Annotated in this window: 20 protein-coding genes and 1 pseudogene; 16 read left to right on the forward strand and 5 right to left on the reverse strand. The window is 50.8% G+C overall.

Going from position 1 to position 24,292, the window contains the following annotated elements:
• The first annotated feature begins 315 nt into the window (after positions 1 to 315).
• The 4 genes from SH451x_RS15855 (at position 316) to SH451x_RS15870 (ending at position 6,203) form a co-directional block, all read left to right on the forward strand.
• A complete protein-coding gene (locus SH451x_RS15855; protein WP_479357965.1) occupies positions 316 to 2,181 on the forward strand; it encodes a BBP7 family outer membrane beta-barrel protein in 1,866 nt (621 codons plus the stop codon).
• Between the two features lie 270 nt (positions 2,182 to 2,451).
• The gene (locus SH451x_RS15860; RefSeq protein WP_479357966.1) at positions 2,452 to 3,852 is read left to right on the forward strand and encodes a HEAT repeat domain-containing protein; all 1,401 of its coding nucleotides are present in this window, start codon (positions 2,452 to 2,454) and stop codon (positions 3,850 to 3,852) included.
• A gap of 182 nt (positions 3,853 to 4,034) precedes the next feature.
• The gene (hflX, locus tag SH451x_RS15865; protein ID WP_479357967.1) at positions 4,035 to 5,417 is read left to right on the forward strand and encodes a GTPase HflX; all 1,383 of its coding nucleotides are present in this window, start codon (positions 4,035 to 4,037) and stop codon (positions 5,415 to 5,417) included.
• On the forward strand, positions 5,418 to 6,203 hold the full coding sequence (locus SH451x_RS15870; RefSeq protein WP_479357968.1) for an SDR family NAD(P)-dependent oxidoreductase: 786 nt from the start codon (positions 5,418 to 5,420) through the stop codon (positions 6,201 to 6,203). It begins immediately after the preceding gene.
• A gap of 28 nt (positions 6,204 to 6,231) precedes the next feature.
• Here the strand turns inward: SH451x_RS15870 and SH451x_RS15875 are convergent, their stop codons facing one another.
• Complete coding sequence (locus SH451x_RS15875) at positions 6,232 to 6,780, reverse strand: hypothetical protein (protein ID WP_479357969.1); 549 nt, start codon at positions 6,778 to 6,780, stop codon at positions 6,232 to 6,234.
• Between the two features lie 135 nt (positions 6,781 to 6,915).
• The gene (gene asnS, locus SH451x_RS15880; RefSeq protein WP_479357970.1) at positions 6,916 to 8,316 is read right to left on the reverse strand and encodes an asparagine--tRNA ligase; all 1,401 of its coding nucleotides are present in this window, start codon (positions 8,314 to 8,316) and stop codon (positions 6,916 to 6,918) included.
• Between the two features lie 545 nt (positions 8,317 to 8,861).
• On the opposite strand from asnS, the gene SH451x_RS15885 reads away from it, so the two are divergent.
• A complete protein-coding gene (locus tag SH451x_RS15885; RefSeq protein WP_479357971.1) occupies positions 8,862 to 10,712 on the forward strand; it encodes a hypothetical protein in 1,851 nt (616 codons plus the stop codon).
• Between the two features lie 336 nt (positions 10,713 to 11,048).
• Here SH451x_RS15885 and SH451x_RS15890 read toward each other — a convergent pair whose 3' ends face one another.
• Both SH451x_RS15890 and SH451x_RS15895 read right to left on the reverse strand, forming a co-directional pair.
• Positions 11,049 to 11,315 (reverse strand): hypothetical protein, encoded by a 267-nt coding sequence (locus tag SH451x_RS15890; RefSeq protein ID WP_479357972.1) that lies wholly within the window; start codon positions 11,313 to 11,315, stop codon positions 11,049 to 11,051.
• Positions 11,309 to 11,551: pseudogene (locus SH451x_RS15895) on the reverse strand (hypothetical protein); the annotation flags it as partial. The gene SH451x_RS15890 and the pseudogene SH451x_RS15895, both read right to left, overlap by 7 nt.
• Before the next feature lie 274 nt (positions 11,552 to 11,825).
• Between SH451x_RS15895 and SH451x_RS15900 the strand changes: the two are divergent.
• Together SH451x_RS15900 and SH451x_RS15905 are read left to right on the forward strand one after the other, a co-directional pair.
• Positions 11,826 to 11,984 (forward strand): hypothetical protein, encoded by a 159-nt coding sequence (locus tag SH451x_RS15900; RefSeq protein WP_479357973.1) that lies wholly within the window; start codon positions 11,826 to 11,828, stop codon positions 11,982 to 11,984.
• Positions 11,985 to 13,455: 1,471 nt separating this feature from the next.
• Positions 13,456 to 13,707, forward strand: coding sequence for an AtpZ/AtpI family protein (locus tag SH451x_RS15905; protein ID WP_479357974.1), 252 nt, complete (start codon positions 13,456 to 13,458; stop codon positions 13,705 to 13,707).
• Positions 13,708 to 13,915: 208 nt separating this feature from the next.
• Here the strand turns inward: SH451x_RS15905 and SH451x_RS15910 are convergent, their stop codons facing one another.
• A complete protein-coding gene (locus tag SH451x_RS15910) occupies positions 13,916 to 14,113 on the reverse strand; it encodes a hypothetical protein (protein ID WP_479357975.1) in 198 nt (65 codons plus the stop codon).
• A gap of 142 nt (positions 14,114 to 14,255) precedes the next feature.
• On the opposite strand from SH451x_RS15910, the gene atpB reads away from it, so the two are divergent.
• From atpB to SH451x_RS15955, 9 genes are all read left to right on the forward strand, one after another.
• Entirely contained in the window at positions 14,256 to 15,575 is a 1,320-nt protein-coding gene (atpB, locus tag SH451x_RS15915; RefSeq protein WP_479357976.1) for a F0F1 ATP synthase subunit A, read from the forward strand.
• A gap of 105 nt (positions 15,576 to 15,680) precedes the next feature.
• The gene (atpE, locus tag SH451x_RS15920) at positions 15,681 to 15,953 is read left to right on the forward strand and encodes an ATP synthase F0 subunit C (protein ID WP_479357977.1); all 273 of its coding nucleotides are present in this window, start codon (positions 15,681 to 15,683) and stop codon (positions 15,951 to 15,953) included.
• A gap of 114 nt (positions 15,954 to 16,067) precedes the next feature.
• Complete coding sequence (atpF, locus tag SH451x_RS15925) at positions 16,068 to 16,835, forward strand: F0F1 ATP synthase subunit B (protein WP_479357978.1); 768 nt, start codon at positions 16,068 to 16,070, stop codon at positions 16,833 to 16,835.
• 8 nt (positions 16,836 to 16,843) lie between these two features.
• Positions 16,844 to 17,464 (forward strand): ATP synthase F1 subunit delta, encoded by a 621-nt coding sequence (gene atpH / locus SH451x_RS15930; RefSeq protein WP_479357979.1) that lies wholly within the window; start codon positions 16,844 to 16,846, stop codon positions 17,462 to 17,464.
• Positions 17,465 to 17,544: 80 nt separating this feature from the next.
• A complete protein-coding gene (gene atpA, locus SH451x_RS15935; protein WP_479357980.1) occupies positions 17,545 to 19,053 on the forward strand; it encodes a F0F1 ATP synthase subunit alpha in 1,509 nt (502 codons plus the stop codon).
• Between the two features lie 62 nt (positions 19,054 to 19,115).
• Positions 19,116 to 19,997 (forward strand): ATP synthase F1 subunit gamma, encoded by an 882-nt coding sequence (gene atpG / locus SH451x_RS15940; protein ID WP_479357981.1) that lies wholly within the window; start codon positions 19,116 to 19,118, stop codon positions 19,995 to 19,997.
• A gap of 70 nt (positions 19,998 to 20,067) precedes the next feature.
• On the forward strand, positions 20,068 to 21,525 hold the full coding sequence (gene atpD, locus SH451x_RS15945; RefSeq protein WP_479357982.1) for a F0F1 ATP synthase subunit beta: 1,458 nt from the start codon (positions 20,068 to 20,070) through the stop codon (positions 21,523 to 21,525).
• 263 nt (positions 21,526 to 21,788) lie between these two features.
• Complete coding sequence (locus tag SH451x_RS15950; protein WP_479357983.1) at positions 21,789 to 22,523, forward strand: TlpA family protein disulfide reductase; 735 nt, start codon at positions 21,789 to 21,791, stop codon at positions 22,521 to 22,523.
• A gap of 163 nt (positions 22,524 to 22,686) precedes the next feature.
• Complete coding sequence (locus tag SH451x_RS15955; RefSeq protein WP_479357984.1) at positions 22,687 to 24,222, forward strand: outer membrane protein assembly factor BamB family protein; 1,536 nt, start codon at positions 22,687 to 22,689, stop codon at positions 24,220 to 24,222.
• Positions 24,223 to 24,292 lie beyond the last annotated feature (70 nt).

Here is a 24,292-nt window from a genome sequence, read left to right on the forward strand (position 1 = left end):
GCCGTATGTTCTGAAACCATGCGCTATTACCATCAACATGTCCCAGCCAAGAAAGCGTAACGGCTGCAACGATTAAGCAACAGCTTTAATCAATATTGGGTAGCAAAAGCATTCTTACGAACAATTCGAATGCTGGTAATTCCGATTAACTATCTGACTTCTCACCATTCTGGAGGAAGGGCGGAGAGGTAAGGATACCTTTTAAAACGCTTGCTAAAGCGTTCAGTTTCGGATTGTCACCGGAAGACATCGTTGCCGCAAGGCAATCGGCCCGTAGGACGGGCCTGGTTAACCGGCCTTCAAGGAGGAATTAGCGTGAGAACACTACATTTTCGTGGTCTTTTGGCAGCAATGTCAATCGCCGCAACCGGCGGAATAGCTTTCGGTCAATATTCGCCCTACCAGGGAAACGCAGGCCTTAACGGCAGCAGTTTTCCCATCAACAGCGGCTACATCCAGCCCCCCCAGTACATCCTTACCGGCAGTCCTGTCGGTACCGGCGTGCCTCAACACACGCTGATTGCGCAAGAATCGACGCAAAACTTGCCAGCGTTGCAGAACGACAACCGGCAGCATGTTCATATACCGCCCGGGAACTATCAAGTCCCTGGGAATACCGGTTCATCTGCAAGCGGCTCTGCTGGTTACTCTGCGACTGTTCCCGCATCGGGCATGATGAATCATCAGATGCAGCCCACGCCAGTTCCACAGTCGTACTCGAACGGATCGATCGTGGTGGGCGGCAACGCGGGCTGCACGACCTGCGGGCCAGGCGAGACCGGTTACAGTACTGCGCCTTCGTATAGCGGACAGCCAATTTATTCGTCACCTGCTGTCGAAAGCTACTCTGCAACGCCTTCGTACATCCCGACAACTCCGCAATACGTACCTCAATACGTGCCGCAATACTCAGCTCCGGCTCAATCATTCGTACAGCCGACTCAAAGCTGCGGTCCGACTTATGGAAGCGTCCCAACTTTTGGACTCGGTCAAGCACGCCCTCAAGCGACTGCGTTGAGCGTTGTTAGCCCTCGGCCTTGGATCTTTGGCGCAAACGCATTGATTTTTGACCGCGCTGATCGAGAGTATGTGCGATTTGCCCATGACAGCAATATGCCCAGTACCGACTACCTGTCGACTCGGCACGTGCGTTTCGATCATGCTGGAGGCTACGAGCTATTCGGCGGTCGATATTTTGGTTGCGGCAAATACGCGATCATCGGTAGCTACTGGTCGATAGATCCAGAATCACAAATGGCTCGCTTCGATCAATCGGCCGGGGTGAACGTTCGAACAAACATACCATTTAATACCGTCGGGGTTGCAGATCCGACGATTGGGTACGGTATTGAGTTGCCTACTTCGAACATGTATGACCGGTTTAACGGCACCTTTTCGCAGCGACTTCGACGTGATGAAAACTATCAAAATGTCGAGATCAACCTACTTTCGTTTGCGCTTGGTGGAGCCGCTCGCGCTGGCGTTGCAGCGATTCCAGTACCTGGTTGCGGCGATTGCGGTGCAAGCTCCTGCGGAGATTGTTCGGGATCCTGCGGGGTAGGCGCCGCTCCTTGCTCCGGGCCAACCGGTGCTTGCGCACCGATTTATGGTGCGCGTTGCAGCCCACTTCGCATTGCATACCTAGGCGGCTTCCGCTGGTTCCGCTTCGATGACAATCTGGAGTACGCAGCGAGCATGACTGACGACATGTATGGCGGAACTGCTGACGACGTCTACTACTTGAACAATGTGCGCAATGATTTGTACGGTTTCCAGCTTGGTGGTCAAGCAACTTATTGCACAGGGCGTCGGCTGAGTTTACTGGCCGGAACAAAGTTTGGTATTTTTGCTAACAACGTGACTCACCAATCGTATGCCGGTTTAAGTGATCGAGCTGCGACCGTCCTTTCTGCAAACTCGTACAACGGGCAAGATTATTCGTTTACGACAGAGTCAACCGACGTAGCTTTGCTAGGCGAAGGAAACTTGGGGCTTGGCTTGACGATCGGACGCGGTTGGACGGCTAACGTTGGCTACCGAATTATCGGTGTCAGCGGAATCGCAACCGCACCGGGCCAAGTGCCTCGCGATTTTGGACTTTTAGATGACGCACGCCACCTTAACAGAAGCGGAAGCCTTATCCTTCATGGCTTGACGCTCGGCGGCGCCTATAACTGGTAATCCGGAAGCTGTTACCTCCAGAACTGCTAAATCCGCCCTGGGCAGGATGAATTGAAACAAATTCATCCTGCCTTTTTTTGTTCAAGTGCTATCACTTGCCCAAGATGAACTCCCCGATCGTTGCACAGTATACGTTGTCAGACGTAGCAACGCGGAGCGGAAAATCTGCTATCATCAAGCGTCTCGGAAAATAAGAAGTGGGAATAAGTTTGCTACTTCCAAGTAATTTTCTGACGACACCATATTTAAACGACCAAGAAAGGTGGCTTGATGACTGACGCATCCTCTACGACAACCGATCAGCAGAACCGACCAAACCAAGAGTTGTCGTTGAGTGACCTGCTCAGCCAGTTGGAGTACCTTCGCTACCAGTTAAGCCAAGCATCTAAAATTGGAGAGCGACTTGCGCTGGTTGCCCCTCAGAAATTACTGGTGTCACTGCTCAAGGATAAAAAGCCCATGATGCAGTTTGCCGCGGCTGAAGCCTTACGTTTTGGCAACTACGAGTTTACCGCCGCAACAGTCGACTTGCTTCTGTCCAAAATCGACGACCAGCGAGACTTTATTGCGGCTGCAGCCATCCGCGCACTTGGCGAGAAACGAGTTGAAGATGCCAAAGCAGAACTTTTAGACTGTGTTGACATGCAAAACTTGCGGATCAGTGGCGCTGCACTTCAAGCGGTTACCAAGATCGATCCATCCCTAACCAAAGAATTACTCCAAGAGTTTCTTGATAGTGAAGATCCAGGACGTGTTGCAGCCGCCGCAAACGTTATCGAACGCGATGGTTTGGTTGAGTACGCACCAAGACTACTTGAATTGGCAGAGAATATCACGGCGATGATTGCGCCTGATATTCCGGCTGATGAAAAGTGGACGCCGGAACGCAAGCATATCGGCGATGTTATCAGCGCACTTTCCGTTCTCAAGCACGAACCGGCAATTCCACTATTGCAAAAGCTGGGGTCAGGGTATGTGGGCCTTCGTACGCATGCGCTAAACGCCCTGAATCGAATGGGAGTGGACGTATCGAATTTGGTCGAAACTGCCATCCAGCAGCGACCGTCTCGAGGTCTTCGCGGACTGATGAAAGGAATCGCACCCGAGACGACTCCAGGCTATCCAGTCGGGTTTGGAAATTTGGCGAGCTACCGTGAGACTAACCAAGTCATCCTCAAGAACGCAGTGAATGTCCCCGTGCTGGGAGCTAAATTGTCGGGCAGGGCAGTAATGCAACGCAGCCGTATGGCGATCATCGAGCTTAGCAATGGCTTACACGGGATTTTGCGTGCGGAAGATCTTCATTGGACGCGGCTTCGTAATTTGACTCCCTACACAAACTGGCTTGAGCAACACCATGAATTCGTAGTAACCGAGGTTAAACCCGACACTGGTTACATCGCGGTAAGCTATCGCGAAATTTTCGAGAACCCTTGGTCTGAGGATTCAGAATTCCTACGTCGCGAACATGTCGGGAAGGTGGAAAGTATCCTGCGTTTTGGAGCGTTGGTCGACATTGGCAATGCCTGCGTCGGACTTTTACACGCCTCCCAGGCTGGCGAGGCCACGGGGCAATCGATGGAACAACTGTTTCCGGTTGGAAAGGAAATACGCGTTAGAATCGAATCGACAAAGCCGGATGATAAAACTATGAGTCTAGTTCTGGCGTAGTGTCAAGGTTCCGTTATTCTCAGCAGTAATTAGAATTGACCGAACTTAAACGCTGAATTCAGTGTCATAGATTCGGCAGTTTGGGAATGCACTCAATGACAGCGAAAAAACATCGTTGCACAGCTAGTTGAGTCCTGTTGGATTCATGGCACGTGTAGCCTCAGTAATAGGACCGGAAATCTTTGGGAAGTCTAGAACGTAGCAACGGATCTGCAGGCGAGCGATGTGTGCTCGCACGATTGATGATGAGCGATCCTGGAAGCGGCGGAGATCCGCTTGATGAGCTAAGAGGATTAGCTGAAACAGCAGGCGTAACAATAGTCGGCAGCGTGCTGCAGCGTCGTGACAAACCGGACCAAACGACCTTTCTTGGAAAAGGGAAAGTCGACGAACTTCGCCTCTTGGTCGAGGACACCGACGCAGATCTGGTCATTTTCGACAACGATCTCAATCCGGCACAGACTCGTAATCTAGAGGAAGCGCTCAAGCTAAAGGTGCTGGATCGTTCCGAACTGATTCTTGACATATTTGCGACTCATGCGCAAACGTACGAATCACGACTCGCCGTGGAACTCGCGCAGCTGGAATATTCTTTGCCACGGCTCAAGCGAATGTGGACTCACCTTTCGCGTCAAACGATGGGTGTCGGGATGCGTGGCCCCGGTGAAAAGCAATTGGAAGTCGACCGTCGGTTAGCCGAAAAACGAATCCATGATCTAAAGCAAGAGCTTTCAAAGATCGAAAAACGCAAGCAGCGCGAAGTCGCTTCCCGTGACAGCATGACCGTATCGTTGGTCGGCTACACCAACGCGGGTAAAAGTACGTTAATGAATGCCTTGACGCAAGCCGACGTACTGGCGGTTGATAAACTGTTTGCGACCCTAGATACCCGTACGCGTCGTTGGATGCTGCCAGGTTGGGGACCAGTACTTCTAAGTGATACCGTTGGGTTTATCCGCGATCTACCTCACCGCTTGATCGCGTCGTTTCGTGCAACGCTGGAAGAGGCGCGACAAGCTGACTTATTGCTGCATGTCGCAGATGCAAGCAACGCGAAAGTGCTCGATCAGATTTCTTCGGTCTATTCAGTGCTAAAAGAAATTGGCATTGAAGAGAAAGATACGTTGCTTGCAATCAACAAGATCGATCAGCCTGGTGCCGAAGATCGCGTCGAGCTGATTCGATCTCGATATCCTAGTGCAATTCCGCTCAGTGCAAAAACGGGGCAAGGTGTCCCGAATCTGTTACGAGCGGTATCGGATGCTCTGACGCACGGTTTTGTTGAGTTCGAGATCCGCTTGCCGGCCAGCGACGGCAAAACGCCGGCAATGATCCAGTCGATTGGCGAGATCTTGTCAAAACACTACGACGATGATCGTTTCTATCTGCGAGCCAGAGTCTCGGCAAGACACGCGGGGCGATTGATCCGAGAAGGTCACGACATTCGGATCATTCAAGGTGTTGTCCCGCAGACGATCTCCGCCAAAGCGGAACCGAGCACTGCGACCTTTAAACCGGCCGAACCACCGCAGTGGAACGCAATTCCTCTTGAGGATGCTTCGTAAGTGCCTGCTCGTCAAGTCAAAGGCTTGCGCGTGCTTGTCACCGGCGCATCCAGTGGTATCGGCGCCGAAATCGCAGTTCAGCTTGCAAGGCGGGGAGCTAAAGTGCTGGCAACAGCGCGGCGGGCAGAACGATTGGACCAACTTCGTGTTGTAACGGGGGATGCTGCAGATTCGATTGAAACGCTCCCTGGCGACTTGACCAGCGATCAACACCGCCAAGAGCTTAACAAATGGATTGCCGCGAACTGGGGGGCTCTGGATGTGCTCGTTAATAATGCTGGCAGTGGAGCGATCGGAAAATTCGAGAACGCTTCTCCCGAGCGCATGCGCAGTGTCATGGAGATCGATTTCTTTGCGCCAGTCGAGTTAACTCGTAGCTTGCTGCCATTGTTACGCAAGGGAAAACGACCGGCGATCCTGATTATTGGAAGCGTTCTTGCGATACGAGCTGTGCCCAGAAAAAGCGAGTACTGTGCCGCCAAGTTTGCTTTGCGAGGTTGGGCGGAGGCACTACGGTGCGAACTGGCTCCGGAACGCATCGAGGTTTTACAGGTGCATCCAAGTACTACGCGCAGCGAGTTTTTCGAATCACTGCATGACACTCCTCAAAACGAGCGATCGAAAAGCGTCGGAAGCATGGAACCTGCTATTGTGGCCAAACAAGCGATATCTTCATTAATCCGCTCACGCCGCGAAATGATACTTTCGCCCGGCGGCAAGTTCCTAGTCTGGGCTTCCAAGAGGTTTCCGAAAACTCTTGATCGAATTCTAATCCGATTCGGTTGAACGAGGCTCTGTCATCTAAAAAGCCTAGTTATGGTCGAATCCGATGAGGGTCGTTTCGCGTCGCCGTGTTCACAATTTCCGGATGACTAAGCAGCAACATGTAGTCGCCGGGCGAAATATCTTTCAAGCTACGGCGCGTCGTTGGAGGCTGAACGACTTTCTCGTCTGGCAGTGGTGAAGAGTAAATTCCTGCGACGATTCCCGGAGATGTGGAAATCGAATTGCGTCGGACAGTATGGATGTTCGATGATACTGTTCGATTCGATGGTTGACCGAGAACCTGGCGATCAAGCTCGTCTAAATCGATAACACGTGCATGCACCGAACTATTACCGGCGGTATTAAGGCGACTCAAACTGGTCGATCGCGGCCGTCCGTAAGGTCGCTGAAAACTGGCAGAACTCGCATTTCCGCCAAGATAACTGGTGCCTTGGTCAGGTACCGCGACGGTGCCTGAATAGCTAAAGACCTGAACCGTAGGCAGTTGCACCACCTGTCCAAAAGACTGGCTGCCGAACAAGACAAGCCCAGTCGTAACGGCCAAAGCACTCCACCACTTTCGCATTGCATTGCGCATAGAAGACTCCAAAAGTATCCGCCCATAAAGAGAAGTAACTGGAATTGTACTCAAAACAAAACCAAAGTGTGGCGCGACTTAAAAGTTGAGAACTCTTCGAGGCCAGGTCGCAGGCCTCTTCCAACTGCAAACAACCTAAAGCGATGCGTGCCCAGGGCTGCGAGGGAACGGGATGACGTCTCGGATATTGCTCATCGCCGTGACATACTGCACCATTCGTTCAAGCCCGAGGCCGAAACCTGAATGTGGAACGGTTCCAAAGCGTCTCAAATCCAAGTACCACCAATAATCGGCATCGTTGAGTCCCAAGCTCTGCAAACGATCTTGAAGCACGTCGAGTCGTTCTTCACGCTGCGAACCACCGATGATCTCGCCGACTCCAGGTACAAGCACGTCCATCGCACGCACGGTCCGTTCGTCGGAGTTAACGCGCATGTAAAACGATTTGATTTCCTTAGGGTAATCAGTCAGCACCAATGGCCCCAACACATGCTTTTCCGTGAGGTAACGTTCGTGTTCGGCCTGCAGATCTAGCCCCCATGCGACTTTGTGCTCAAAATTTTGGCCGCTTTGCTCGAGAATTTTTACCGCTTCGGTGTAGGTCATTCGGGCAAACGGTTTTTCAAGTAAGTCATTCAAACGCTGCTGCAAACCGTTCTCGTACATCTTGTCGAAGAAAGCGATATCTTCCTCGCAGTCCTCCAGGACGTCACGAACCAAGTGACGCAGGTACGATTCCGCAAGGATGATGTTGTCGTCCAGATCAAAGAAAGCAGCCTCAGGCTCGATCATCCAAAACTCGGAAAGATGCCGAGAAGTGTTCGAATTTTCGGCGCGAAACGTTGGACCAAAGGTGTAGATCTTGCTGAGTGCGCTTGCATAGATTTCGCCTTCCAACTGACCGCTCACCGTCAAATACGTGTTGCGTTCAAAAAAGTCGGCCGACGAATCCACTTTGCCATCCTTCATTGGGACTTTATCGAGCGGCAAGGTCGTGACCCGAAACATCTGCCCCGCGCCTTCACAATCGCTGGCTGTGATGATTGGCGTATGGATGTAGAAAAAATCGTTCTCTTGAAAGAACTGGTGCGTCGAAAAGCTGAGCCGATTGCGAACTCGCATTACTGCGCCAATGGTGTTCGTCCGCGGCCTTAGATGGCCCCATTCACGTAGTTTGTCGAGCGAATGGCGCTTCTTTTGAAGCGGATAAGTTTCAGGATCAGCTTCACCAATCAAAACAAAACCGTCGCACTGCAGTTCGACCGATTGCTCTTGTCCCTGGCTTTCTATCAACGTTCCTGTGACCTCGACGGAAGCTCCAGTTCCCGCCCGCAACACGTCGCTCTCGTAGGATGCTAACGACGCTGGCGCAACAACTTGCAAATTAGACAGGCACGAACCATCGTTGACTTCGACAAAGCTGAATCCACCTTTGGAATCGCGCCGCGTGCGGACCCAGCCACGAATTGAAACCTCCTGGCCGACGAATAATCCACTGCGAGCTGCACGGACAGAGATATTTTTAGTTTTTGACATCAGCGAAACAAGTGTTCGAGGTTAAAGCGTGCGGCGGGGGATCCTTTGCCCGCGAGAACTAAATAATAGAGTCACGACTCGAACTGTTCGAGGTGGCAAAGCACAACTTCGGGGGAGTTTGGATTGGGGAGCTGTAACGATTATGCTGGTTAAACTTTTCTAATTATCACGTTTTCGACCGAAATCGCTCGGGATTTGCTAAAGAACTTCCACGCAAATGCTTGCTTTGATAGACCATTAGGAGAAGACTGTCGTAGAACAGCAGTTTGAAGGTCGAGATTGGGGCATTTAGCCTTGTTGAATACTTCGTGATGGGGTTTTCAGCGTGGTTCGCTACCGGCTTTTCGATCCAAAAACTGTCCAAACAATAGCCTTCCGCTATGTGACTGCCTACAATGAGCGTGGCGAAGTTCGGTGCACAAATCTGTTAGCAAACCAGATTTTGTGTTTCTCAGCTTCGATCGCACCGTGCGAACTGATTCGCGACGGAGCTGCAGGAGGGCAGAGTGAATTTTGTAAACCCGTTTGGCAATTGATAAACGAAAATGATCAAGAACCGCCGCCTTCGACTTGCCGCCTGTGCTGTCTCCAGCATCGTCATGATTCTGCCACCACTTCCATCGATGGCAGATTGCTGCGAACCAATTACTTCGTGCAGCGTTCAGACGATCTACGTTGAAAAGCCGGTCACTCGCTACCGAATCGAGTACGAAGAAGTCACGGAAATGCGCGAGCGGGTTAGTTGGCGCCCGATCGAGGAAGTTCGCACGGAGATGGAAACCTACACCGTTACCAAACCGGTCGTTGAAACGTCCGAAGTTCTGCAAGAATACACGGTTCGCAAGCCTGTCTACAAAACAGAGTTGGTCGACAACAGTCGCTATGTCACCGAGTATGTGACAGAGACTGAAGAACGTCAGGAGACGGTGACTCGATATCGCCCAGTAACCGAAACGCAATATCAGACTCAACGATATTCTGTCCAGAAACCGGTAACGGAGACGACCTACAAGACAGAGAACGTAGTCGTACAGCGACCTGTAACCGAAACGAAATATGAAACCCAACAGTATCTGGTACAACGACCTGTTACCGAGACGACTTACCAGACGCAACAGTACGCCGTACAACGCCCAGTCGTAGAGACCGCTTACGCGACTCAGCAATATCTAGTGCAGCGTCCTGTAACGCAGACGTCTTATCAGACGCAAAACCACGTCGCTTACCAACCAGTTGTGACGTACCAACCAACCGTAGTCGACAATGGACAGTATGTTGCCCAACAAGTTGTTACACCGGGCGACACGACGTACAAGCTACGATTTGTACGCGGTGGGTTGAATCAAAATCAGACAACGGGACAAACAGCATATCGTCACGGCGGTTTGGGTTGGGTGCCTTATCAGTCCGCGCCGTCGGTTGCCAATCAAGTCCAGTATCGTCCAAACTACCAGACCGTAGCAGTTCCCCAGACCAGCTACATGCCGCAAGTAATTCAGCAGCAGATTCCTGTGACTTCAACAACCATGCAAAGCGAAGTCGTTCAGCAGCAAGTTCCGGTACAAACTACGCGTATGCAGACCGAGTATGTTGCTCAACAAATTCCCGTTCAAACAACGCGTATGGAAAATCAAGTTATCCAGCAGCAGCGCCCGATAACGACTACGCGAATGGAACAAGAGGTTGTGCAGCGACAAATCCCCGTGCAGACGACCCGCATGGAGAATGAAATCATCGAGAAGCAGACTCCTGTGCAAGTCCAACGGATGGAAGCTTACCAGGAAGTCCGAAAGGTCCCAGTTACGGTCCAAAAGCCAGTTCAGCGTTTGGTTGAAGATAAGAAGACTGTCCAAAAAACCGAATGGGTGACCGAGACAGTTGTACGCCCAGTAAAAGTTGATCGAACTGTTTACAAGCAGACAACGGAAGAACGCCCAGTTAAAGTCCGTAGCGTTCGCTATGAGCGCGTGGTAGAGCAATATCCGGTTACCGTTCGTCGCGCGAAGCCGGTGGCGTACACAGTGATGACACGCGTTCCACAGCAGGTGACGGTAACCACTCCAAGCGAGTTGAACTACTTTGATCCCTATAGTGCATCGTTGGCCGAACGGTATTCAACTTTTGAAAGCGCTTCGGCTCAGACAACCGCAAGACAGCCAGTTCCTGATGCGAACGCCAACGATTCAGAGCGTACAGCGAACCGCCAGCCGCTAGACTCCGCTTCTGCGTCTCAAGAGGTGAGCGGCGTTAGGGTGAAACCACTGAACGAAGAATCGGAAACGCTGCCTTCCGGTGCATCAGCCAATTCTGCAGTGAATAACGCACCTGAAACGGCAACAACGCCCGAAGTTGAAGAGTCCTTGGAATTCGACTTGGGTGATCCGAATATGGATTAAGTGCATTCGACGCGAAGCGATGAGCTACGAAGTAGCGGCATTCTTTAGCCTGGGGTGAAGCTGAGGCACGAAGCGGAATCCCTAGATATGTTGGAATTGGCAGGAGAATGAGGGGAGAAGAATCATTCTCTTGCCTTCATTCTTCGCTGCATCTCGAGCTACGAAGTAGCGGCATTCTCTAGCCTGGGGTGGAGCTGAGGCACGAAGCGGAACCCCAGGTTGCCAACCAACTCTAATAATGAGCCGCGAAGCTGCGCCATTCAATGATGCAAATTAAAAAGCGAGTCCAATCGAGTTCGTTCTGGTTCGCGTTTAACGTCCTGCGTTACTGACGCGTTAGCCCAGACTAACTGCCCGCAAAGCAACTAGCGACGGCTCTTTGGCCGCGACCATGCACGACCACTTCGTACAAATCCGATTCTTCCTACTCCCCTCGCCCTGCTTTGAAATGAGTGGTCGGAGGTGAGGGGCTATCTCATAGACATCCCCTTGCAATTCTGCAATCTCAAGATCTTCTGCTGCCGAATCGATCTGCTCACCTTTCAAAGCCTGGATGCGACCATACGCGGACGTATGCACCGAATCTTCGGGCGTAGCAGCCATCGGATATCCACTTGGCGATCCGCCCACGCCGCTACAACATCGGGCCGCGTGCGAGTCACAACATGCAGGTGATTTGAGAGAATCGCATAGGTCAGAACATCGCCCCCAAAGACCCTGGCGAGCAATTCAAGTCTTCTCCTGATCCGTTCGCGACGAAACTCATAGTTTTTCCCAGTAGCCGCATCGATGCCAGCCAGAAAAGCACGTCGGACGCATCGCTGGACACAATGCACGATAGCAACTTCTGCCGGATCAGAAGTTTCAGCGAGAAGTGGTCTTGGAGTAACAAAATCTCCTCAAGGAAAACAATCGAGCAGCTCAAACGGCTTTTTCAGCAGGCCGGTGTCCACAATTGCACTGCTCATAAGGGCACTGCTGCAGAGATCCAATACTCCAAAATCCAGCAACAAAATACTAAATATTCGTCAAATATTTTGACAACCGGTACAAAAGTTCATATGCTCACATCCACATTGTTTCGATCCACCACCCCTACATCGAGCTCACAAAATGCGTTTCACATCAAAAATTGTTGCGTTTTTTCTGTTTGTGTTGGCTATACCTTCCGCGTTGCAAGCTGACTTGGTTACACAAAATCTTAAGGTCACGTTAGTGGGTGGTGCCTACGACGGAGAAGATTGGAATGGGCACATTCTTCTACGACATTAATACTCTTATCCCAGAATCGGGTACCTTAACTTTAAGTCCTGCTGCAAATCCGGATTTCGGCATTAGTTTGAATCTTTTGGGAATTGACTTCGTGACGTCAAGTGATGTGCATTTCAATGGATTTCCCACAATGTCTTTTTTGAACTACATACCGACTGAAATTGATTTGCTTTACGTTCACGGAGCGAGCGGCGTGGATCTTTCTTCACTTGGACTGGACAGTATTTCAATACGGAGCACATTGACGTACCATAACGGAGTTTTTAGTGTAGATGGAATTACCACTTCAGCTGTTCCCGAGCCGAGCAGTATGATACTTGCATTGGTATCATCCCTGACAGGAGTTACTACTGTTATAAAACGCCGAAGAACCCGCCCGGTGATGGCCGTTTAGTCAAAGCTTCCATTTAGTCGAATCGAATATCAAGAGTCGGGCTTCACGCCCGGCTTTTCCATTTGAAGATCTCGTGATTTAGGTATCGTGCGCTCCGCTTGGTGGCATGTTCTTAATCTAGGGAAGAATGGGTGTCAGGGTGGAAATGGCACTTAATCGGCTATAAGTCCTTAAAATTTTCAGGTTTGTATTGATCTCTGGGCTTAGTCATGTAGTTGTGTAACTTTAGCCTTCGTTTGACAACGCGCGGCTCGCACCTGTCAGGTCGGGTACCGACTACGTGCTTCAAGCAACACTCGAGCATCGTTTCAACAAGCTTCGCGTGGTCCTCAATTGCACTGAGGATCGGGAGTATTTCGTTGAGCGTCTGCATGGTGTACTTAAAACTGATTTGCCAAGCCTGAACCTGCCCCTTCATAGCCATCTTCCCGGATACCGCGAAACTACGATTGCAATCTTCGTGGCATTCGCTCTTTCGCAGAGCCATTCTGGAGCTATTGCCAGCGCACCAACTGGGCGAGCACTTTCATCGGAACTAAAGCAGCGATTTATTCTTCTGCACTCAATCTCTTGCCAATTCGAAGATATGTTGGGGTTCTGCTTCGTTCCTCAGCTCCAACCCCAGGCTATAAAATGCCGCTGCGTTCGCAGCTCGATACCAACCAATGGTAAAGAGCCAGGACGCTTTGGGCTGACTCAATTGCTAGAGAAAAATTCCGTTGATGTGGTTTGCACCGATGTAGATAGTTGCAGGAAAGTTAGAACGCGTTGCGACGCTAATCTTGATTAATACGACGGCCGATGCCGACCTTCTTTAGTAGGCATGAATCGTGTGCCCACGACGGGAATCGCCGGGAAGCCTAAGAGCTGTGAAGTCCGGCCTGAGCGATCCCAACAGAGTTCAAGTGAAATCACAGCCAGACGACGGTCGAAAATCTGCAGGCATGCTTCCATTTTTTATGCGTGAACTTCCCCGATCTAGACGCTATCAGCTAGATTGAACTATGGACAAAGGCCGGACGCTTTTCAAAATGAGGGCGTCCGGTTTCTTTTTTAGCAATCTCAAGCGGATATGACATGCCCGGTGCAATACCTCCCGATGCGCTTAATGCCTTTTCCAGAACGCTGGCTGCTGGCATCGTGATGTTGGTCCCAGGCGGGATCGGCTATTGGCTCGACCGGCAGTTCGGGACCTCTTTTTTGACCGTTCTTGGTTTTATTTCCGGCGTAGCTCTGGGGATATTCGTTTTGCTGGTGCAAGCCAAACAGATGGATCTTGAGAGAAAGGCAGCCAAGCGAGCAAAACAAGAGAGCGAAAACGATAAATGACTGTGGACAAAATACCACCATTGCCTGATCAAGCCGGGCGAGGGCAACATTTTTCGTCAGAAGAGGTCATCGAAGGACCTGGCAGTAAGGACGGGACTTCAACTCATGTCCCACCAGGGGCCCCCGGTGGTTCGCTGGCTCGCACCATCAATCCACGAAAGTCCTTTTTCCTATTCCTGTTGCAGTGCCTAATCCTTTCGCTGGCATGTTACGCCGGCGCGGCGTCGCTGTACTCGGCGACATGGCCTGAGGACTGGCGGAGGGTTGTGATTGCGGCGATTCTCGTGAGCAACTTGGCGACATTGCCGCCAATTTGGCTGACTTCAGGCTTTTTGAGCGGACGAGCTGGTGTAAATAGTGCGATGATTGTGACGCTCTGGAGGCTAGGGACGTACCTTCTGGTCATTATCTATTGGACTGCGACAAAATGGCTACCTTCAGAATTCCATGCAAAGTGTTTAGTGGGCTGTTATTTTCCTTTTTTGATATTAGAATCCTGGCACTCGATAAGAAAAACTAATCATCGAAACTGACCTCTCCAGCATTCTATGGCTTCGGACCTACTACATATAAAAGACGGCTACTTCTTTGAATTCCCTACGCTGCTTGTGCGCAGCAATCGGGAAGACATCAAAGAGTTCCCTGACTGGTTTGTGCGAAACGACAGCGACTACCAGTCTTACGAGGCCGACTACATCATTTCTGAGCTTGCTGAAGCTGGCGTCGATAGCGGTGCTTTGGCGGGACTCAAGGAGCGTTGGGAGAATTGGAAGGCAGCTTCTGATGCGAACTACGCGTGGCCGCTGGATGGGTATCTCGACAAACAGCTAGAAACAGTCAAGGCGAATGCCAAGACTTGGGTCGCGGCAGAATCGGTCGATGCGAAAGACCCTTTGAAGGCTTACCTTGCTGAAAATCCTTCGCCGGAAATCGCGTGGTACGCTGAAATAAACGAAACACCCGAACTTGCCCAGAAATGGGAACGGATCAAGAACGAAATAAATGGACACGAGTTCGTTTCAGAGTTCAAGTCGAATCATTCTTGGGATGCCGGCAAAATTGCGGAATACAATCGTGACATGCACGGCAAAGTCATGATTCCGCAACCGTTCGGTACACTGCGAAATGCGTATGAGCCTGAAAGCGGTTTTTGCATTTCGCGATACATGATCATTGAAGTGGTCGTCGCAATCCTCTTGGTGTTGGTATTCAGCTGGTTAGCCAGACGAGTGCGAACCGGAGATGCACCGAAGGGCAAGGCCTGGAACCTGCTTGAATCATTGACTCAAGGTGTGCGGAATCAAATAGTTGTCCCAGCGATGGGGGAACATGACGCGGACCGATTCATGCCGTTCTTTTACTCGCTGTTCTTTTTTATACTCGGGTGTAACTTGATGGGGATGATCCCCTTTATGGGTTCCCCGACGGCAGCGTTTGGATCGACGATTGCACTCGCAATCATGGTGCTAGTGCTAGGTATGTTCCTTGGCATTCGGCAATTTGGATTGCTTGGATACCTCAAAAACATTTGCCCAGACTTAGGTCTTCCTTGGTATCTGGCGATCGTGCTGGTTCCAATGCTGTGGGTTATCGAAGCAGCTTCCATGTTGATCAAGCACGTGGTTCTTGCAGTGCGTCTGCTGTTGAACATGTCTGCAGGGCACTTGGTTATGTTGGGGATCTTGGGCATTGGTATCAGTGCTCAAGCGGCAGAATTACCGATCGCTGGCTGGGGTGCCGTTGCGGCAATCAGCGTTATCGGAACTACGTTGCTCAGTTTCCTTGAGCTGTTCGTAGCATTTTTACAGGCATTTGTCTTTACTTTCTTGGCTGCGATGTTGGTTGGATCTGCGATCCATCACCATTAATTCCTAGAGGGAAACTCCAAGGGTCGTTCCTGGCACGCGGAGATTACACGTTTTGTATGTTGGCTTTTTGTAGCGTTTCGTTTCGAAACAATAAGTGAGGTTGAAGTGGGCAAGTTAGCACGAATCTGTTTCTATGCGTTTGGTTTTTTCGCTTTGATGGCAATGCCTGCATCAGCAGCCGAGATTCCCGGAGCCGTCGGTGGAGGCATCGCGGTACTTGGTGCTGCTCTTGGCATTGGGCTATTGGCAAAGGGTGCACTTGAGTCGATCGCTCGGCAACCAGAAGTTGCTGGCGACATTCGAATCAACATGATTATTGCGGCCGCTCTGATCGAAGGTCTTGCGTTCTACGCAGTGTTCGTCGGATCGAACCAATAGTCACTGTCGTTGGACGCTTGGCCTCGCAGTAGGACGAGCGTATTGATGATCGCGCTGCCCGGTTTTTTTGAATCCGCAGTCGCCAAGAAATCAATCACTTCGTAGGTATTTGAAATGCGGCATTTGATGGTATCAAGAATGATGTTAACCGGCATGTTTGTGCTGGTTGCGATTTTTTCTTGCGGAGTATTCGCTCAAGCAGTACTTGCGCAGGACGCTGAAGTCACAGACATCCAGAGCGAGACGGCGGAACCAGCTTCCGCGGAGTCGCATGAAGGGCTCAATCAGACGGACATTGTTCCGGGTGAGACTGCTGCGGCCGACTCGCATGGAGACGCCCATGGTAGTCACCAAGGGCCTCCGACTGGACATCATGGTGATACATTCGACTCGCTGTTGGCATTGCAAACTGAAAAAGCGATTTGGACCGTTGTCGTTTTCTTGTTGATGATGCTTGGGCTTTACCTGCTTGCTTGGAAGCCCATAACAGAAGCACTTGAAAAGCGTGAGCGAATGATCGCCAACAATATTTCTGATGCACAAAACGCATCGGAGCAAGCGTTAGCGAAGCTGAAGGAATACGAAGCACGGCTAGCAAGTGCGGCGGCTGAAGCGACCGACATTGTGACTCAGGCTCGTAAGGATGCTGAGACGGCTGGCCAGCGTATCATCAATGACGCTCAAGCAGAAGCTGCTCGACAACGCGATCGAGCGTTGAACGACATCGAATCAGCCAAGCAAACTGCTTTGTCTGAAATGGCTGCCAAGAGTACCGAGATGGCCTTTACACTCGCTCGTGGTGTTGTTCGTCGGGAACTTCAACCGAATGACCACCAACAGTTGATCCAAGACGCACTCAACCAATTGCCTTCGCGGAACTAGTCGCTGCTATGACGGAAACTCCGAAAATCGAGAACGTTTTCGACGACACCGAACTGCATATCGGTCACGTATACGCAAAAGCGTTGCTGACGGTAGCTGCAAAAAACGGTAACTCGGACACAGTCGTTCAAGAAGTCGACTCCATCGTAAACGATGTTTTGAAACAATCGCCTGAACTTGAGGCAATTTTTCAGAATCCGCGAATCGATGGTAACACAAAGACAGGCATCATCGACCGCGTCTTTGGTGGCAAGGTCAGCGACACGACACTAAAGTTTCTGAAGGTGCTTGCATCACGTCAGCGGCTTGGTTCGATTCGCAGCATCGCTAAGTCGTCACGTGAAATGCAAGACGAGGCAGCGGGTCGCTTGCAAGTGCAAGTCACGACGGCTCAACCGATCGATTCCAATCAACTGGAAACATTAAAGACGCGACTGCAACAAGTGCTGTCTGCTGAGATTCGGATTACTACGCATGTGGATCCTGATATTCTTGGCGGACTTGTTGTTCGCGTTGGCGACACTGTCTACGACGCAAGCGTTGATGGACGATTGAAACAAATGAAACGGAATACGCTTCAGAATACCGAAGCGGCGATTCGCGAGCGGATCGCAGAATTGGCATCCTAACACTTAGAATCAGCAACCACCCAGTCGGCAAATAGTATTGACCGCCAGCGGTTACAATTGGTCAAAGTACGAGGCAAATTATGAAATTCAATTCCGATGAAATTGCATCGGTGATTGCGGCAGAAATCGAGAAGTTTGGTGACCAGGTTGACGTCCGCGAAGTCGGTACGGTGCTGGAAGTCGGCGACGGTATCGCTCGCGTTTACGGACTTTCTAGTGTTATGTCGGGCGAGATGGTTGAATTTCCAAACGGTATCACCGGTTTGGCGTTCAACCTGGAAGAAAACTCGGTCGGTGTGATTATCCTTGGTGATTATCTTGGTATCCAAGAAGGCGACGAAGTTCGTGCTCTTGGACGACTGCTCTCCGTGCCTGTCGGCGATGGAGTTGTCGGTCGAGTCCTCGATCCGCTTGGAAATCCATTGGATGGCAAAGGCCCTGTCTTTTCCAACGAACAACGCCCTGTAGAAGTTATTGCGGCTGGTGTGGCGGAACGTCATCCAGTTCACGAGCCGATGCAGACCGGTATCAAAGCGATTGACGCGATGACGCCCATCGGACGTGGTCAACGCGAATTGATCATCGGTGACCGCAAGACAGGTAAGACTGCGGTAGCTATCGATGCGATCTTGAGCCAGAAGCACACTGGTGTGAAGTGCTTCTATGTCGCTATTGGACAAAAGGATTCGTCGGTCGCTTTGGTTGTCGACGCTTTGCAAAAGCACGGCGCGATGGACTACACGACGGTAATTGTCTCCGGCGCATCATCGCCTGCTCCGCTCCAGTACTTGGCACCCTATGCCGGTACTGCTATGGCTGAGTACTTCATGTACAACGGCCAGCATGCTTTGATCGTTTATGACGATTTGAGTAAGCAAGCCGTCGCATATCGCCAGTTGAGCTTGTTGATGCGACGTCCGCCAGGACGTGAAGCGTTCCCTGGAGACGTGTTTTACTGCCATAGCCGTCTGCTCGAACGTTCCGCGAAACTTTCCGATGAACTTGGCGGTGGTTCGTTGACGTCACTGCCGATCATTGAAACGCTGGAAGGCGAAGTTTCCGCTTATATTCCGACGAACGTTATTTCGATTACCGACGGACAGATCTATTTGCAACCTGACTTGTTCTTTGCGGGTATTCGCCCTGCAATGAACGTCGGTATCTCGGTATCTCGCGTGGGTGGTAACGCTCAGATTAAAGCGATGAAGAAGGTGGCTGGCGGTTTGCGTCTTGACTTGGCAGCCTTCCGTGAATTGGAAGCGTTTGCCCAGCTTGGAACGGAACTCGATCCAGCGACGCAAGCAAAACTTGACCGCGGCTACCGAATGGTTGAATTGCTCAAACAGCAACAGTACCAACCGATGGACGTGGCAGAGCAGATTGTCAGTCTTTATGCATCGACTCGTGGTCACATGGATGATGTGCCTGTGCAACGAGTTCGCGAGTTCGAACTTGGCTTGTTGAACCACGTTCGCGATCGAAGTCCTGAAGTGTTCTCGAAGATCAACGAAGTCAAAGATCTTACCCCGGAAGTGGAAGACATGATCAAGAAAGCTATCAGTACTTTTAAGGCTGGTTTCAAGTTATAAATTGACGAGTAATTGTTCCGTCGTTGGTCCCAGATTTGAGTCGTAGAAGATAAGAACGATCCATGGCTAATATCCGTCAGCTTGATAAGCGACGAAAGTCGATCCGAAATATCCGCAAGATTACGCGGACAATGGAGTTGATCGCAACTGCGCGGTTCAAAAAGGCGATGGACCGAGCTGCGGCGGCGAATGACTACACCAATCAGATTACGGCCATTGTTCGCGATTTGGCTAGTGCTGGAACAGATGTTGATCACCCGCTTTTGAAGCCTCGTCCCGTTGTGAAGAAGTCCGCCTTGCTGGTTCTTACGAGTAATCGTGGGTTGTGCGGTGGCTATAACGGTTCCGTGTTGCGTACGGCTTTGCAGAAACGAGCCGAACTAGCTTCGACCGTTGAATCGCTTTCGACTGACGTCAGTGGTAAGCGTGGTATCAATGCTCTCAAATTCCGTGGAGTCAGCGTCAACGAGACTTACACGCAGTTCGAGGACGAACCGAAGTACGATGATGTGGCTAAAATCGCAGATCGCTTCCTGAACGATTATCTGTCTGGAAATATCGATCGCCTCGACGTCGCTTATACTCAGTTTCATTCCGTCAGCCGACAGTATGCCGTTGTGCAAACGTTGCTGCCGTTGGCGAGCCTGGACGAAGCTGATGAGAAGTCATCTACGGAATCTGGTAGAGTTGACTATGAGTTTCTTCCGTCAGCCGAAAGCATTTTGGAAGAAGTCGTACCGGCGAGTTTCCGCGTACGTTTGTTCAAGTGCTTCCTGGATGCTGCTGTTTCCGAACAGATTGCACGGATGATTGCGATGAAGGCTGCTACGGAGAACGCAGGCGACATGATCAAGCAATTAAGCCGCACATTTAACCGTGCTCGACAATCGAAGATTACCGGAGAAATCATGGAAATCATCGGCGGTGTCGAAGCACTCAACTAGTTAATTCATTTTTGCAATGACGGCCCAGTGTCGTCCCTTTAATCACATTATTGTTTGAACCGAATTCATTATGTCCACAGTAAGTGCTGGTAACGCAGTCGGCCGCATCACTCAAGTAATTGGCTCGACTTTTGACGCTGAGTTTCCTGAAAACCAGTTGCCCGCGATTTATAACGCAGTAACGATCAATAGCCAGGAAAAGGGCGTCAATATTGATTTGATGGGCGAAATCCAACAGCATCTTGGCGGTGGTCGTGTCCGTTGCGTTGCCTTGGGAAGTACCGAAGGCTTGCGACGTGGTCAGGAATGCATTGATACCGGCAAGGCTGTGAGCGTTCCTGTGGGAACCGCTACGCTCGGACGCGTTTTCAATGTTTTGGGACAAGCGATTGATAAGCGAGGACCGGTTGCGGCCGACGATTATTGGCCAATCCATCGACCAGCTCCACCACTTTCAGAGCTTTCTACTAACACCGAAGTTTTCGAGACGGGTATCAAGGTTATCGACTTGTTGACTCCGTTCGTTCGCGGTGGTAAAGCCGGGTTGTTCGGTGGTGCAGGGTTGGGCAAGACGGTTATTCTGCAAGAGTTGATCGCTCGTGTAGCTAGTTCTCACGGGGGTTACTCCGTGTTCGCTGGTGTAGGCGAGCGAACGCGTGAAGGTACTGACTTGTGGTTGGAAATGCAAGAAACCGAAATCGGCCAAACCGGTCGTAAGGTTATCGAGCAAACTTGCATGGTGTTCGGTCAAATGAACGAGCCACCAGGGTCTCGCCTTCGAGTCGCTCTGTCGGCTTTGACGATGGCCGAGTATTTCCGCGATACGACCGGTAAAGACACGTTGATGTTCGTCGATAACATTTTCCGTTTCTCACAAGCAGGTTCGGAAGTATCCGCTCTCCTCGGACGTATGCCATCAGCGGTAGGTTACCAACCAACGCTGGCAACGGAGATGGGTGCACTGCAAGAACGAATTACGTCGACCAAGAGCGGTGCTATTACATCCGTGCAAGCGGTTTATGTACCTGCGGACGATCCAACTGACCCGGCACCTGCGACTGCGTTCGGACAGCTTGATGCGTTCATCTATCTTGAGCGTTCGATTTCAGAGAAGGGTATTTATCCTGCTATCGATCCGCTCGCGTCCAACAGCCGTATTCTGGATCCGCAAATCGTCGGCGAACGGCACTACAACATTGCTCGTCGCGTTCAAACCACTTTGCAACGTTACCGTGAACTGCAAGACATCATCGCGATTCTGGGTGTCGACGAGTTGAGCGAAAGCGACAAGCTGATCGTTCATCGTGCTCGTCGAATCGAACGTTTCTTGTCGCAACCGTTCTTGGTAGCTGAAGTGTTCACCGGCAAAGCTGGCGAAATTACATCGCGTGAAGAAACAATCCGTTCGTTCGAAGAAATCTGCGACGGCAAGTGGGATCACCTGCCTGAGTCGGCGTTCATGTACGTCGGTGTTGTCGAGCAAGCGGAAGAGCAAGCGAAGAAAGCTGCAGCCAAGGCTAGCAAGTAGTCCACTGCTCTCGCAAAACCCGTTGAAAACTAGAACGCTCGATTTGAAGAAAGTCGAGCGTTTTTTTGCAGCTCCATCCATATCCCGCGTCGAGGCCGCAAACATTCACAGGCAGGAGACTCGCTCTGCTTTCGCGAGCGTGCGGCTTTTACGGGATGCTAGATCGATGTACAACCATTGATGTATGCGAATGAGCAAGCACAAGATGCCGTAACACTTCGACATTTTTTCATCTTGGCGGTGACTTCCTCAGGGGTTTGTAAATGCAGTTAGCTATTACGATCTTAGTATGGCTCAATACCGCCCTGCTGTTCTGTATCCCAATTGTGGTAGCAATCTCTTTGTTCTATCTCGTGCTGGCGATCTGCAACTGGGATTCGGAATTTCGCCGACATCGTATTCGACGTGCTGCATATCTTTTTGCAACTGCCGCCGCTACTCCGCTTTTTTTGACGGGCTTGTGGTACGGTGCCCTTCGCCCCCTTATGGAAGGTCAGTTGATTTCTGAAACTGCAAAGAAGCGAGCGGAAAACTTAGAAAAGACATCCGTTGTCAAATTCGGCGATTCAGCGCCGCCAATCTCACTAACGACTATCGACGGAGAGCAACTCTCGCTTCCTATCGCTGGCGAGGTAGTATTGGTGAATTTTTTTGCCACATGGTGCGGACCTTGCCAAATCGAGCTACCTCACATTCAAGAGATTTGGGATGAGCACAAATCGAACGCCAAATTTAAACTGGTGGTGATTGGGCGAGAAGAAAACGATGAGACGATCAGGAAATATCGAGATGAGAATCGTTTTACCTTTCCCTTTGCGGCTGATCTCGACGGGACCATCTATTCCCAGTTCGCTAGCGCGAGTATACCTCGCACCTTCATCGTTGGCGTAGATGGAAAGGTCGCTTATTCGCAAGCTGGATTTCTGCCGAGTGATGCTCCCGCTATTAAGAATTCGCTGTCGAAGACTCTCTCAGCTGCAACCGTAAATGAAAATTAACTTCTCGGCAAAACACGCGTAGCGGTTTCAAGTCGATTACCAGATAGTTGACAATTTTGAAGGCTTTGGGGACTCCGATTGCGCTCAAATGCCCCTCCAGTTTGCATTTCAGCTAAAATGAGTGTTCGTATTTCACCTTCACGACTACTAGGTACTTACCGCTATGTCCAAGTGCATTACGGCACCACTTGCGTGCAAGCTGATTCGGGATCTCGCTTTCGTAGTTTTCCTTAGTTTCTACCCCTCAGCACTTGGCGATGACCCAGCTCTTCGCAGTCTAAATTGCCAGCAAGAAATATCTCTTGGGACGCAAACACTAACTGGAGATACTTATCAGGCTTCGTGTGACACGAACAAAAGCATACACTTTGGCGTTCGACTAAGTAGTTCAGACGAAGTTGCTTCGCAGACCGTTGGCGATGAAGTCGGTGCGAAAAAGATTCAAAATGCACCTGAGTCCTTCCGACTTATCGCAACCGATTCCGCTGAAAGCAAACCAGTTTCGCAAAACTGGAATCGGTTCCGAGGGCCAACGGGAATGGGGGCGGCGAACAATGTCGGTCTCCCTCTCAAGTGGGATAGCTCCGCAAATATCGCTTGGAAGACGGCACTTCCTGGCACAGGAGCTTCGAGCCCCATCACCTATGGCGAACATATCTATTTAACTTCCTACAGCGGTTATTTCGTTCCTGGCGAACCTACCGGAAGTGTCGACCAATTAAAGCGCCATATCCTAGCTTTGCACAGGAGTGACGGAAAGGTTGTATGGGACAAGGTTGTGGCTGCGAAGCTACCTGAAGAGGAATCGATCCGCGACCACGGGTACGCGGCGAATACGGCAACGGCAGACGATGAGGGCGTTTATGTTTTTCTTGGAAAGTCAGGCGTACATGCGTTTGACCATCAAGGAAATCTTCGCTGGACGGCCGACGTGGGTAGTGGAACCAATGGTTGGGGGACCGCTTCTTCGCCACTCTTGTATGAAGACTTGTTGATCGTTAACGCCAGCGTCGAGAGTGAGTCACTAATCGCACTTGACCGTCGTACTGGCGTCGAACGGTGGCGTGCGAATGAAATCCGTGAATCATGGAATACTCCGCTTATCGTTACTTCCGATTCGGGACGAAATGAATTGATCATCGCACGACACGGGGAAGTGTTGGCTTTCGATCCAACCTCCGGTACATCACTGTGGACCTGCAAAACCGATATTGCTTGGTATATGGTTCCGACCGGAGTTGCAGCAGACGGTATCGTTTATTACCTAGGAGGAAGATCTGGTATCGCCGCCCTCGCAATTCGAACGGGAGGTTCAGGCGATGTAACCAATACACATCGCTTGTGGACCAGTAAGTCTGGATCGAATGTTCCCTCGCCGATTCTGCATGAAGGAAATCTCTATTGGATCGAGCAAAATGGCAGTATCGCTTACTGCGCGAAGGCGGAGACCGGAGAACTGGTTTACGAGCAACGATTGCCTCGGTTCGACCAAGTATATGCTTCACCTGTCTTGGCAGGCGACCGGATCTATTACTTCGCTCGGAACGGAAAGTGTTTTGTTGTCAGCGCTAAGCCGATTTTTCAGTTGCTGGCTGAGAATCAGATCGACGACAATAGTTCGTTTGATGCTAGCCCAGCTATTGATGGAAAACGTTTGTTAGTTCGCTCTGGGAAGTTCCTATACTGTATTCAAGAGTAAGAGTTTGTGCGTCTCGAGATCTGGACGAAAAACGCTGAATAAAATTTTGTTATGATTGAGACTGAAACAA

The sequence above is a fragment of the Njordella aestuarii genome (assembly GCF_056494165.1).

What these genes read in the sequence shown, in the direction of transcription:
- SH451x_RS15860 (WP_479357966.1), top strand. Translation starts at nt 2,452, where the DNA reads ATGACTGACGCATCCTCTACGACAACCGATCAGCAGAACCGACCAAAC.
- SH451x_RS15875 (WP_479357969.1), bottom strand. Translation starts at nt 6,780, where the DNA reads ATGCGCAATGCAATGCGAAAGTGGTGGAGTGCTTTGGCCGTTACGACT.
- asnS (WP_479357970.1), bottom strand. Translation starts at nt 8,316, where the DNA reads ATGTCAAAAACTAAAAATATCTCTGTCCGTGCAGCTCGCAGTGGATTA.
- SH451x_RS15885 (WP_479357971.1), top strand. Translation starts at nt 8,862, where the DNA reads ATGATCAAGAACCGCCGCCTTCGACTTGCCGCCTGTGCTGTCTCCAGC.
- SH451x_RS15890 (WP_479357972.1), bottom strand. Translation starts at nt 11,315, where the DNA reads ATGGCTGCTACGCCCGAAGATTCGGTGCATACGTCCGCGTATGGTCGC.
- SH451x_RS15900 (WP_479357973.1), top strand. Translation starts at nt 11,826, where the DNA reads ATGCGTTTCACATCAAAAATTGTTGCGTTTTTTCTGTTTGTGTTGGCT.
- SH451x_RS15905 (WP_479357974.1), top strand. Translation starts at nt 13,456, where the DNA reads ATGCCCGGTGCAATACCTCCCGATGCGCTTAATGCCTTTTCCAGAACG.
- SH451x_RS15910 (WP_479357975.1), bottom strand. Translation starts at nt 14,113, where the DNA reads ATGACCAGAAGGTACGTCCCTAGCCTCCAGAGCGTCACAATCATCGCA.
- atpB (WP_479357976.1), top strand. Translation starts at nt 14,256, where the DNA reads ATGGCTTCGGACCTACTACATATAAAAGACGGCTACTTCTTTGAATTC.
- atpF (WP_479357978.1), top strand. Translation starts at nt 16,068, where the DNA reads ATGCGGCATTTGATGGTATCAAGAATGATGTTAACCGGCATGTTTGTG.
- atpH (WP_479357979.1), top strand. Translation starts at nt 16,844, where the DNA reads ATGACGGAAACTCCGAAAATCGAGAACGTTTTCGACGACACCGAACTG.
- atpA (WP_479357980.1), top strand. Translation starts at nt 17,545, where the DNA reads ATGAAATTCAATTCCGATGAAATTGCATCGGTGATTGCGGCAGAAATC.
- atpG (WP_479357981.1), top strand. Translation starts at nt 19,116, where the DNA reads ATGGCTAATATCCGTCAGCTTGATAAGCGACGAAAGTCGATCCGAAAT.
- atpD (WP_479357982.1), top strand. Translation starts at nt 20,068, where the DNA reads ATGTCCACAGTAAGTGCTGGTAACGCAGTCGGCCGCATCACTCAAGTA.
- SH451x_RS15950 (WP_479357983.1), top strand. Translation starts at nt 21,789, where the DNA reads ATGCAGTTAGCTATTACGATCTTAGTATGGCTCAATACCGCCCTGCTG.
- SH451x_RS15955 (WP_479357984.1), top strand. Translation starts at nt 22,687, where the DNA reads ATGTCCAAGTGCATTACGGCACCACTTGCGTGCAAGCTGATTCGGGAT.